General features: G+C 30.3%; 10 protein-coding genes and 1 tRNA gene. 9 read left to right on the top strand and 2 right to left on the bottom strand.

All coding sequences use genetic code 11. From position 1 onward, the window contains the following. Positions 1-19: 19 nt before the first annotated feature. The 8 genes from RLT85_RS05585 (at position 20) to RLT85_RS05550 (ending at position 8748) form a co-directional block, all read left to right on the top strand. Positions 20-223 (top strand): hypothetical protein, encoded by a 204-nt coding sequence (locus RLT85_RS05585; RefSeq protein WP_311401049.1) that lies wholly within the window; start codon positions 20-22, stop codon positions 221-223. A gap of 647 nt (positions 224-870) precedes the next feature. Continuing rightward, a complete protein-coding gene (gene trxA, locus RLT85_RS05580; RefSeq protein ID WP_311401048.1) occupies positions 871-1188 on the top strand; it encodes a thioredoxin in 318 nt (105 codons plus the stop codon). Between the two features lie 118 nt (positions 1189-1306). Continuing rightward, positions 1307-2236, top strand: coding sequence for a DUF58 domain-containing protein (locus tag RLT85_RS05575; RefSeq protein ID WP_311401047.1), 930 nt, complete (start codon positions 1307-1309; stop codon positions 2234-2236). An 86-nt stretch (positions 2237-2322) separates the two neighbouring features. Continuing rightward, positions 2323-2396 (top strand) — tRNA-Asp (locus RLT85_RS05570). A gap of 274 nt (positions 2397-2670) precedes the next feature. Further along, a complete protein-coding gene (locus RLT85_RS05565) occupies positions 2671-3870 on the top strand; it encodes a tyrosine-type recombinase/integrase (protein WP_311401046.1) in 1200 nt (399 codons plus the stop codon). Between the two features lie 51 nt (positions 3871-3921). After that, complete coding sequence (locus tag RLT85_RS05560; protein ID WP_311401045.1) at positions 3922-6480, top strand: DEAD/DEAH box helicase family protein; 2559 nt, start codon at positions 3922-3924, stop codon at positions 6478-6480. A 422-nt stretch (positions 6481-6902) separates the two neighbouring features. After that, a complete protein-coding gene (locus tag RLT85_RS05555; RefSeq protein ID WP_311401044.1) occupies positions 6903-7775 on the top strand; it encodes an AAA family ATPase in 873 nt (290 codons plus the stop codon). Then, a complete protein-coding gene (locus RLT85_RS05550) occupies positions 7747-8748 on the top strand; it encodes a DUF3871 family protein (protein WP_311401043.1) in 1002 nt (333 codons plus the stop codon). The genes RLT85_RS05555 and RLT85_RS05550 overlap by 29 nt, the downstream gene beginning before the upstream one ends. Positions 8749-8900: 152 nt before the next feature. Here RLT85_RS05550 and RLT85_RS05545 read toward each other — a convergent pair whose 3' ends face one another. Beyond that, the gene (locus RLT85_RS05545; protein ID WP_311401042.1) at positions 8901-9158 is read right to left on the bottom strand and encodes a hypothetical protein; all 258 of its coding nucleotides are present in this window, start codon (positions 9156-9158) and stop codon (positions 8901-8903) included. 48 nt (positions 9159-9206) lie between these two features. Continuing rightward, positions 9207-12173: an Eco57I restriction-modification methylase domain-containing protein gene (locus tag RLT85_RS05540; protein WP_311401041.1), complete on the bottom strand. Its 2967-nt coding sequence runs from the start codon at positions 12171-12173 to the stop codon at positions 9207-9209. Positions 12174-12434: 261 nt separating this feature from the next. Between RLT85_RS05540 and RLT85_RS05535 the strand changes: the two genes are divergently transcribed. After that, positions 12435-12827 (top strand): hypothetical protein, encoded by a 393-nt coding sequence (locus tag RLT85_RS05535; protein ID WP_308863924.1) that lies wholly within the window; start codon positions 12435-12437, stop codon positions 12825-12827. The last annotated feature ends 42 nt before the right edge of the window (positions 12828-12869 follow it).

Raw genomic sequence — 12869 nt, 5'->3', positions numbered from 1 at the left:
ATTATACTTAAAAAAGTTTTTGAATTCAATTTCAGCTTCAATTTCCCTCCTTTCCTGTCACTGTGATAATAGAAATCCTCAACCTGACAACAGCGTTTTAAATACTCAAAAAATTCCAAAATTAAAAGCTCCCCTCTTTAAAAAAGGAGGGGTGTTTCCACCTGTGGAAACGGGGTGGTTGAGAATAGAAATTTCAACAGGAATAATAAATTTAAAAAGTTAGTCTTCTATACAACTTTCTCTGGAAAATCACGCAGCCAACTTTTTGATAAATGAGGAATTAGACTTCTCTTCGCTATACTGTCATTCCGACGAGTGGAGGAATCTTATCAATAGAATTTTAAAACTAAAAAGTCTGGCTTCATACATGCCGAATTTTCGGGCTTAAGAAAGTCGTTCAGTTAGCGATTTCAGTAATTAGAAAATAGAATTAAAAAGACAGTAAAACAGCAAAATTTAAAAAGTGAGGCTTCGATACAATTTTCTCTGGAAAATCACCCAGCCACCGATTTTAGTATTTAGACATGAGAGGTGAGTAGGTGGAGACTAGAAAATAGAAAATAGAATGTAAACTTTAAACCTAAGATTATTAGACATATGACTTAGGAGACTTCTCTGTCATTTCGAAGGAGGAACGGTTGAGATATCTCAAGCTTTCATAACAAAAAGATGCTTCGTTTCGCTGCGCTTCTTTCTGCGAATGAGTTTTATTTCAATTTCGAGTTCAACTTTCCCAAAATTATATTGAAAAGAATTGATGAAATACAAAGTATAACTTAAATTGATGGACGAATAATAGAAACCCATTCCTAAGTGTAAGGTAGATGTAAAATTTTTGACTATTTTTGTAGTATAATAAAATTTTAAATTATGGCATTAGAGATAACAGACGCTAATTTTGAAGAAAAAGTATTAAACAGTGATAAGCCTGTATTGGTAGATTTTTGGGCTGCTTGGTGTGGACCTTGTAGAATGGTTGGACCAATCATTGACGAAATTAGCAAAGACTACGATGGAAAAGCAGTAGTAGGAAAAGTTGATGTAGATGCAAACCAAGAATTTGCTTCAAAATATGGTGTAAGAAACATCCCTACCGTTTTGGTTTTTAATAAAGGGGAATTAGTGGGGCGCCAAGTTGGGGTTTCTCCAAAGGATACCTATGCAAAAGCAATTGACGAATTATTATAATTGGTATTTTTAATACATTCACTTTCAAAAGAAAAGTGGTATTATATAAAAAAGGTTTAGCTTAACTGCTAAACCTTTTTTATTTTTAGATCGAACACTATTCAAAAGCAATTTAAATATGAAGCTGCAAGAGGAAATCAATAAAAGTGAAGGTTTTGGAAACCTAGACCATTTGGCGAATCAAATTGTGGAGGGCTTTATATCAGGGATGCATAAGAGTCCGTTTCACGGCTTCTCGGCAGAATTTGCAGAACATAAGATTTATAACAATGGCGAAAGTACCAAGCATATAGATTGGAAGCTATACGCAAAAACAGATAAACTATATACAAAACGTTATGAAGAAGAGACCAATTTACGTTGTCATGTGATTATAGATAATTCTTCATCTATGCATTATCCCAAGTTAAAGCAGCAGAGTCTAAAAGAATATAATAAAATTGGTTTTGCAGCCTTGGCTACCGCAAGTTTGATGAAGTTGCTAAAAAAGCAGCGAGATGCTATGGGTTTAAGTATTTATAGTGAAGAATACGAGTATTACTTGCCAGAAAAGGGAAGTGAACGTCATTTTCAATTGTTATTGCATCAATTGGAAGAAACTCTGAAAACAATTCCGCAGCAGCGAAAAACCGAAACATATACCTATTTACACCAAATTGCTGAAAAAGTAAAGCGACGTTCTTTGATTTTTTTGTTTACGGATATGTTTCAATCAAACGAAGACGAGCAGCGCTTATTTGAGGCTTTAAGGCATCTAAAGTATAATAAGCACGAGTTGGTGTTGTTTCATACCTTTGATCAAGAGAAAGAGGTTAATTTTAATTTTGATGAAGCTCCGAAGCGCTTTACGGATGTTGAAACAGGAGAGGTGATTCCGCTTTACGCCGAAAACGTAAAAGAAGCCTACCAAAAAGAGGTAAAAGATTATATGCTGCATTTGGCTCAAATGTGTCTTCAATACCGAATAAAATATGTTCCGGTAGATATCCATAAAAATTTAAATAATATTTTGACTACCTATCTTATTGAAAGACAAAAATTTAAATGATAGATTAAAAAGTAATTGAAAAAAATCTTAAAATAATTTTGGTGGATTGATAAAAGCATCTATATTTGCACTCGCAATTAAGCAACGGTCTGGTAGTTCAGTTGGTTAGAATACCTGCCTGTCACGCAGGGGGTCGCGAGTTCGAGTCTCGTCCAGACCGCAATCCCAAATCATTGGGAGTAAAAAGCTTCAATATTTTATTGAGGCTTTTTTTACGAAGTTGTGTTGTGTATGTCAAGTGAAGACTTGGCATCTAGGTTTAAGTAGTGTTAAACCAATGAAGAGCTTTTCCTGTTATAGGGAGAGGCTTTTTTTGTTTGGGGGAGGTTTTTCTCTTTTAAGGTATGCTTTTAGGTATACCCTAAATAAAATTAGGTATACCCTTTTACTAATCCTTATCCATCTATTTCTGTAGGTCTTACAAAATTATAATTATGTACGACTACAAGATTTCAATTTTATTTTATTTACAAAAATCAAAAAAGAACAAGAGAAATAAATGTTCAGTAATTTGTAGGTTAACCTATAATAAAAAGCGCAAACAGTTTTCTACAGGTATATCTTTAGAAGAAATTGACTGGGATGCTAAGAAGCAAGTTTCTAAGGATAACCAAATTAATGATCAGTTAGAGATTATTAGTTCAGAGATAAAATCAGTTTTTCTAAAGCTTAAGATTTCTCAAACTCCATTTACAGTGAATGACATTTATAAGGAGTTTAAAGGAGAAACTAAATCTAATGAATATGGTGTTATAGAATACTATAATCTAGAGTTAGCTAAAAAGAAAAAACTAATAGATATAGAGCTTAATCAGGCTACTTGGAACAAATTCTTATATATTTCTAATCATTTAAAGGAGTTTGTGAAATGGAAATATGACAAAAGTGATGTGCTTTTAAATAACCTTACAATGAACTTCTTAAGTGAATTTGAGTTCTTCTTAAAGACAGAAAAGAAGCATCAGCAGATTACTGTTAATAAGGCTACTCAAAGGTTTAAGAGTGTGATTAGGGCAGCTGTAGGGGAACAAATAATAGATAAGAATCCATTTTATGCACATAAACCTAAAAAGGTAAGAAAGAAGGTTATTTATCTTAATCAAGAAGAATTAGGGTTACTAGAACATAAAAAAATAACTCAAGTTAGACTAGATGCAGTTAGGGATTGCTTTGTTTTTTGTTGCTATACAGGCTTAGCTTATAAAGAAATGGCTAGTTTGAAAAAAGAACACCTAATAAAAGGTTTTGATAATTTGTTGTGGATTCAAATGACGAGAAAAAAGACAGATAAAACTATATCTGTTCCTGTTTTAGCTAAAGCTTTAAAAATTATTCAGAAATACTCAGATGTAGATGAAGAGTATGTGTTGCCAATAATTAGCAACCAAAGGTTTAATTCCTATTTGAAAGAAGTAGCTGCTATTGTTGGGGTAAATAAGAACTTAACACATCATATGGCCAGAAAAACCTTTGCATCAACTGTTCTTTTATACAATGATGTACCAATGGAGATTGTTTCTGAACTTTTAGGGCATAGTAGTATTAGAGTCACTGAGTCTCACTATGGAAAGATTGTTCAGAATAAGGTTAGTGAGCATATTCTAAAATTAAGTGAAAAGCTTAAAGAAAAGTAATGCTTTTAGACTGTGTTATATTATTTTTATGGCACAGTCTAAAATATACCTATGCTTATAAATAACTCTCCTTTTGAAAATTACCCAATTGAATTTAAAGAAATAAATCCTGATGATTTTACTGTCACTTCTAGATCAAATACAGAGAATGCGGAAAGTCAGCCCTTTACTGTAGAGAATGGTGGAGCTAAAGTTATTATTTCACCTGATTCTAGTGGTTTTATAAATAATGAGTTTCAAAGTAAAATAAATTTAGAACACAAAAATACAGTAGTTGTGAATGCTGCTGTAGGACAAGGCAAGTCTTATGCTATAATTCAAACTATTAAAAGATATTATACTCTAATGCAAGAGGAGGAACAGAAGTTCTTAATTTTTGTAGCCTCTCCTTTTGTAAGTTTGGTAAAACAATATTGTGATGACATTGAACAAGCAGGAATACCAGACTCTCAAATTTTTAATTATGCTAGACTAGGGAGAGAAGAATTTCCGGACTTCTTAAATAGATTTGTTCAAGTAGTAACTGCAAACACTTTACTGGGTAACCCAGGGGAAGAAGCATTTATTAACTCTTCTGCAAAAAGAAGATATATCAATTCATTGAGAGATTACTGTGTTGAGAATAAGATTAAAGTAATTTTTATATATGATGAAATACACGACTCATATCATAATTTTAAAATGGAGTATATTTTTAATTTATGGAAGTGGAGAGGAGTGATACATAAAAATTTTATTTTAAGTGCTACATATAATGAGGCTTCAAAGACAGTTATTAAGTATCTCGCTGAATTAACAAATAAGAATATAAGTATAATAGAGTCTGAAAGAGTTAGGTTTCCTGCAAAACAAAGTAAATTATATCTGCATTATTCTACGGACTATATGTTCAACAGTACTACTCTACAAATAAATCATTTAATAAAGGAGCTAGTATCTCAAAATAAAAATATTGATATACTTAGTTATTCTAAATCATTAGCTAAATCTTTAATTGATCCTAAAGAAGAAATAGGGGCACTCTTAAAGAGTAATTATGGCGAAATTAAAGACTGTACATCCCAATTGGTTCATAATGTAAGAATGCAAAACTTAGAACCAGCTAACCTGTTTGATAATACTAAATGTAATGTAGGGACTAATTTTAAAACAGGGGTAAGTATAAAAAAAGATAATCACGCATTTATAATTATAATGCCACCAAGAGCTACAAAGTTAGGTTTCAGAAATAAATATGGCATATTTTCAGGAGGAATAAATTCAGTAATACAGGCTATAGCGAGGCAAAGAACTAATGAGGACATACATATTGTTTTGCCAGAGCCAGAACAGTTTGATTATGCTTCTCTAAGCTATAGTCAAATGAATCAGGAGCAAAAAGAATTTTTTAAAAGTATTTTTGATGAGGTTGAATATTATAAAGAGCCTAGAAAGAAAGGTAAATATTTTAAGCTAGATAGTCAGGACACTCTTATGAGACTGTATTATGAAAGAGACTTGTTTGGTAACTTAGAGAGTGAAATAAATCATATAGAGTCTATAGAAAGAGAGCACTTACCTATTCTTAAATACCCAACTTATGATCAATTTAAAATTGAAAAGGGAGAGGATTACTTAGCTTCAAAATATTTATATTTTGGAGAGGATATTAGCACTTATGTTACCTATGCAGCATTGACTAATCAATTTGTAAATTGCAAGCTAGTTGAATTGAAAATAAAACCTGTTTTGTATTTTTCAAAAGAGGATTTCCAAGAAAAATTAAAAGATTATTGCTATAAGTACTATAGCGTTGATACCACCTCAATTTATTTTACTTTTCAATTTTTTTATGATGAATTACGAGAGTTTTTGTTCAAGAAATTTACTCTAGTTTATTTGGATGAAAATAAAGAAAAAAAGATAAGACCATTTAAAAATAAAACATTTGAATCTAATCTATTAAGTTTTGCTATTAAAGAATATTACCGTCATAAATTTAATGTTGATAGTGATTTTAAGATTACTAGAAGTGTATACTTTTTAAACCAAATATCTCTATTTAAAGATTTGGATGAAACACAAATTGAAGATGATGAAACACTAAAGAATAGGATTAAATTCTATAAATTACTAAACTTCTTTAGAGATAAGCTAATTCATTATATAGGTGAATATGATACAAGAGGGGAGCATTATTTTTATTTACCTAACAATATACAAGATGACTTTTTAGATGAAATTGATGTATTGAAATTCAGGGAGTTAGAGAGGTTAATTCCAAATGATACATTATTAGCAAATAATATTTTCAATTTTATAAAACGAATAGAATTGAAAACTACAATTGAGAGTAAACTTAAAGCCTTTTATAAAATATTACTTGAAGACTTCGTTAATATTAATCACATCGAATCTATGAGTAAAATTGTATTAGAGAATAACAATAGAGCCTTTGTAGTAAGTGTTTCTTCTCTTAAAATATTACCTTCTCATAGCAGTAAAATTGAGTTCAATTCAAAAGAAAAATATATTGAACAAGCCATTTTGAATCTAAAAGAACATTTGAGAGATTCTAATATTGATTATGATGAGTTAAATGATGAAATTAACAGCATATTAGAAGATTAAGGATGGAAAATCGTCCACTATTGAATTCCCTATACTATACGTATATCAATTGTGGACGATTTTTTTAATCTCAGTATCTAGTCTTTAAAAGGAGGTGTTTTATAGATTAGCAAAATTACGCCTTCAAAGCTAGCACAACCTTATCTTATATAGATGAGTAGAATGATTTTCTTATAGTCTTCTACAATGATGCAAGGGGTTCTTTTAAAATCTCCCCAACCTTATAAATATAGAATTTAATAACGCAGGAACTCTGGACGAGGACTACTTCAGTAGTAGTTTTTGTATCATTTGTTTGATGCACAAAGCTACTAAATTTTTCGCACAATATCAAGTACTTAGCTCAAGTATTAGCTAATAGCTAAAACTTGAATCTACCCTAAACTTTAACATTTTAACCAATTTTTAAAAACCAATACATTATGAAACTAAGACAATCAGAAAGAAAAAAAGCTAAGATTAAACTGGCTTTACAAGGAGCTGCTGGATCAGGGAAAACCTACAGCAGTTTATTATTAGCACAAGGATTAAGCAATGAGGATTTATCTAAAGTAGCCATTATAGATACAGAAAATGGTTCAGCAGATTTATATGCTCATTTAGGAAACTACAATGTACTTACATTAGAGTCTCCTTTTACTCCAGAAAAATACATCAAAGCTATAGATGTTTGCCTACAAGCAGAAATGGATGTTATAATTATAGACAGTATTTCACATTGTTGGGATTACCTTATAGACTACCACTCAAGCTTAGCAGGAAATAGCTTTGCTAATTGGGCTAAAGTAATGCCATTGCATAAAGCTTTTATAAATAAAATACTTCAAGCAGATGCTCACATTGTAGCTACTATGCGTACTAAACAAGAATATGTCTTAAATAAAAAAGATGGTAAATATATTCCTGAAAAAGTAGGACTTAAAGCAGTACAAAAAGATGGAGTAGACTATGAGTTTACTATTCTATTTAATATTGATAGTAAGCACTTTGCTATTTCAAGTAAGGATAGAACAGGTTTGTATATAAATAAACCAGAGTTTACTATTAACCCTGCTACAGGAAAGAAGATACTTGAATGGTGCAATAGTGGTACTAATCTAGAAGAAGCTAGAGCTAAAATCAAAGACTGTAAAGATATAGAGTTGCTAAGGCAATTATACATTCATTATAAGCCTTGGAGAGAGCTCCTTGAATATGACTTTAAAAATCAAAAAGATAATTTACAAACTAATGAAATATTGTTAAACCCTAAAAACTTTAATCAAAATGGAACTACTACCAGTAATCAAAAATAGACCTATTATAGAATCTAGTGTACCTAGACTTAATCATCCAACTATACCATCCTTTGAGAATAAACCTTTTATAGAAGCTAATACTATAGAGGTTAATATGAACCATTTAAAAAATGATTGTATTATACCTGTATTTAGTAAAGACAATGAAAAAACCATTGCACATCAAGAGTTTGTTGAGGTTGTTCAGGAGTGTATAGGTAAAACCTTTAAAAGAGAGACTATTGAGAACCCTGAAATAAGGGTTTCTCATCAAATTAAAGGTAGAGTGCCTTCTGCCATTTATAAGCCAGCAAAAGAGCTGCTTGATGAGGAAAGGACTGTGTATTATGAAAGAATGGCTTTTATTATACGCATACCTTCAGTAACATCTGTAATAGATGGAAATAGAATTGCTTTAACTCTAGGAGGGGTTAGAGCCTACAACCAAGAGAATTTATACAATAAGAAAACCTATGAGAAATTTAAATTCTTTATAGGATTTCAAAATTTGGTTTGCTGCAATTTATGTGTGTCTAGTGATGGATATGTAGAAGAGCTTAAAGCTGATAGTTTAGACAGTATGAAATCTAAAATCACTAAAGTTATTAGTGACTACAAGGCTATAGATCATATGCGTACTTTAAAAGATTTAGCAAATTACAATCTTACTGAACATCAATTCGCCCAGCTCATAGGAAGAGCTAGATTGTATAACTATTTACCTAAACAAGAGAGAATACTAATTCCTGATTTATTAATGAATGATGGACAAATCTCTACTGTAGCTAAAGATTATTATACAGATGAATCTTTTTGTAGAAATGCAAAAGGAGATATTAATCTTTGGAAGGTATATAACCTCTTCACACAGGCTAATAAGAGTAGTTATATTGACACTTTTTTAAATAGGAATATCAATGCTTTTGATTTTTCTAATGGACTCATTAAGGCTATCAATGGTGATGAGAATTATCATTGGTTTTTGAGTTGAGTGATGCCCAATTTCTTTAATTAGAGGTTGGGCTATTTTTTTTATCTAAGTATTCCTCTTCACTAATACAAATCTAGCTATTCTCAATTATCTCAATTTTATTTAGATATATTTCGAGCACTTTTTATGGCATAGCTTTAGTTATTCTATATTTATTTGATAGCTCCCTTAGGAGAGTAAGTTCTTTCAACATTTGTTATTGCAGCTTTTAAAGCTTCAATAGACACACCATATGTGGAACCTTCAATTTCTAGATAAACTAAATCATATCTTGAATATACTTTATTAGTTACATTAATAAATTTTGTTTGGTAATCTTTATTTGCATTCTTAAATTTACTTAAAGTTATATCTTGACCATTGTCACAGATTACTTTAACATTATTATCAGTTGTGAATAGTTTTGGCATAGTATTATTTAATTATTGAGTTTTCTTAAATTCATTTATATTCATAATCTAGCTATTCTCAATTATTTCAATTTCCTCTTCATTTAAATCATAAAGCTCATATACCATTTGGTCTATTGCTTTATCTGTATGGTTTATTTGATTTAGTAATGCTTGAGCTTTTTGCTGTTCTACTAAGAAGTAATCTTCCCAATCTGCTTCTTCCCCCAAAGAGAGTTTTATTTTTTTCTTTTTTAGCTCTTTTATGAATTCTGTAAAATCCAGTTCATACCAGTTATCTAGTTTTTTAGATGTTTTTTCTAATTGTTCTGGAAACTTCCTTTTTAGAGTTCTTATAAATCTAGTAGATGCATCTTGTAAGTCTTTGTTTAAAGAAAGCATTAATTCTGCTTGTCTTATATAAGGTTCTTGAGTTTCTTTAGTTGCTATTTTGATAGGTAACTTTTTTAATTGGAACCCTTTAACTTTTGGAAATAATTGCTTTCCATCAGAATATTTTGATAGAAAATAAGACTTAATTAAAGCCGAGTTCAGAAGAGCTAAAAGATAAAAGTAATTATAATTGATATTAATCAAAACTATACTATACATAGTATTTAAAGTAGCAATGCCATAATTATCAAATGCAAAAATAGGTTCAGGGTTACCTACTTGTCTTACAACAATCTTTTTAGAGTGATGAAAATCCATATTCCAAGACCCTCCTGCTTTTACTTCATTTGGAAGATTTAGAAAAAATAAAGAAGCTTTAGGTAAAAAATATTTATTAACATCTTTACCTGTATAACAGGCTTCCCAGTCTTCACCATTATTCACAGCAGAGACATATGTTTTTTTATCTTTAGTCTGTAGTCCAAAAGTAACTGAAGCAATATCCCCTAATAAAACTGAGTTTTTTAAATTTATATTAATCTCCTTATTAAGGTTAAAAATACTTTCTTGATCTTTTTCCCAGTTATTTTGTTTCTTATGACCTAGAAATTTTAATTTTAGGTCTTGAACTTCGAATGTTTCGATACTATCATTTTTACTATTCCTTTTCGTTAAAATAATAGTTGCTACATCTACACCAGCATCTATGAAAATCTGATCCTTATAGTTAATAATACTATTAATAAAAGTATTATCTAAAATATAATTACGTAATGGCTTAATGTATTTATTGTTTAAATATGTATTAGGTGTTATGAAGCCTAATTTCCCATTTTTGTTTAAAATAGATATAGATTTTTCAAAAAATAAATGGAATAAATCTATTTTATAACTTGCAACCTCGAATTTCTTAAGATAGTTTAGAATTTTATCTTCTGTATTTGAAGGTTGACAAAGCACATAAGGAGGATTACCTATAATCACATCAAATCCATCTTTTTCAAAAATATGAGGAAACTCCTTTTCCCAATTAAAAGCTTTATCTCCTGCTACTTCTGGGTCATCAATTAAAGAATTGCCACATTTAATATTATGGTTGAGGTCATTTAATTTTCTATTGGCTTGCGCTGTTCTCAACCATAAAGAAAGTTTAGCTATTTCTACACTTTCTTCATTTAGATCTACTCCAAAAAGATTGTTCTCTAAAATACCTTTTTCTACATCACTAAGCATTAAAGCATCCTTATTGTATTTAGCAGAGAGTTCATCTATATACCTATGTTCTGCTATTAAATAATTTAAAGCTTCATTTAAGAAAGCCCCAGAACCACAGGCAGGGTCACAAATAGTAAGTTGTAACAGCCAGTCTCTATAGGTTGTTATATTATCTAACTTTTTTCTACTTCTTTTAGTAGCAGGTTGGTAAGCTTCATCTGTAATATCTAGTAATGCTCTTTTCTCTTCACAAAGTTTTCCTACTGTGTTTTCAACTATATATTTGGTAATGTATTTGGGAGTATAGAAAACTCCATCTTTTTTTCTTTTACTTTTAGATTTGTCAACAGCCTGTCCTTCTAATTCAGCCTGCATCTCTTCAATCTCATTTAAAGAGTTTTCAAAAATATGTCCTAGAATATTTACATCTACTTCACTTTGAAAGTCATATTCAGAAAGTTTCTTAGTATGCTTATACAGTAAGTCATTGTCTATCTTTATGTCATCTAGTACCTCATCAGGTTTAAATAAACCTCCATTGTATGCAAATACATCATAGCGCTTCCCTTTAAAGCCTGTATTTAAATAACCAAAATACTTTTTAAATCTAGAGTAAAGAGGTATATCTACATCTCTATCTACCAAATCTTTCCAGTCACTTAAAACTAGTCTAACAGAGTTAGGAGGTAAGAGCATTCTATCTTCTGCAAAGAATAAGAACAAGAACCTATCTAAAAGTTTTTGTGATTTTTTAAACAGTAGTAAGGCGTCATAGTTAGGATTTAATTCTGCTAAATTGTGATGCAGTTCTTTCTTAAATAAAGAATAGTCCTTATAAAGCTCCTTGGTAATTTTGTCTTCTTGGCTAAGTGATTCATCCTTTATTTTCTTGGCTAGATTCTTACTTATATGTTCATAGCCTAGAATTAAATACAAAATTTTAAATTCTTCTTTTGTAAGAGTAAATAAATTAAACTCTATATGCTCAATAGCATTTTCTATGTAGAACCTTATTTTTTCAAAGTTTGAAGTGATTACATAGAGACATTTTGGTTGGTTGTTCTTATAACCAAAAGCTTGTGCTTCTATTTTTGCTAAGTCTGTAGTTTCTGTACCCTTAAGTTCAATGACTCCTTTAACTTGGTTGTTTACTAAAATAGCTCCATCAGCTTTTTTAGAATCCTTTACATTTTTATACTCTGTGTTGAGGTTAAAATCTGGATTGGGATTTAGAGTATAGCCTAAAACCTTAACAAAGAGCTCTCTTAAAAACCCTTCCTGAAATTGCTCTTCTTTGCTATTTCTTATATTGGTTTGTATCTCTGGATTTTTAAAATAGGCATTAAACTGTTCCCATTTTGCTTCTATAGTTGCTTGGTCTAGGGCTTGTAAATATTTTTTTACAACAGTATCTTGAAATAATGACATTCTGAGTAGTTAGTTAGAATTTTAAATATACAAAGCTTAAGACTTTAAAAATTAATTTATAAAAAAATTTTTCAGAAAGCTTTTAAGAGTGCAAGAATACCTCATAAACAACCCCCACTTATTTTTGCAGGGAAACTCCCCCGCGTCCTTTTTATATAGAATTTTATTGTTGAGGTGTATTTAAAACTTAGGTGATAGCAAGTTTTAACTTCAAAGTGTTTCTAGGAAAGGAATTTTATTCAACTCAAAAATTATAAACCAATGGTACGTATCACTAACTACAAAGAATTAAAGAGAGATGATGACACATCTTTTTATTTATTAGAGCTTCAAGGAAGTATAGAAATGATTAAGAGCAAATCTACTAATCAGTTTTATGCTACAGTAAAAAAAGCTTGGGTGTCTTCTACCTTTGAAGAAGAAACCTGTAAGTCTCTAATTGGAACAGAAATGCCTGGAGAAATAGAGAAGCAAGAGGTAGAACCTTATGCTTATTTAATTAAGGAAACAGGAGAGGAAATCTTATTACATCATAGATGGGTATATGTTCCTTCTAAAGAAACCTCTCAACTAGAAGAAGAGCTTTCAATCAATCAAAACTTAGAAGTAGATGAGAATGTTTTTTCCAGTAATGGAGAGTATGCAGATGTGTAAACTTTAAATATTTTTCTTCTAACTAGACTAGTTTTTAAAGCT

The organism is Mesonia ostreae (genome assembly GCF_031845265.1).
GTDB lineage: Bacteria > Bacteroidota > Bacteroidia > Flavobacteriales > Flavobacteriaceae > Mesonia > Mesonia ostreae.
This window is presented reverse-complemented; position numbering and strand designations above follow the sequence as displayed.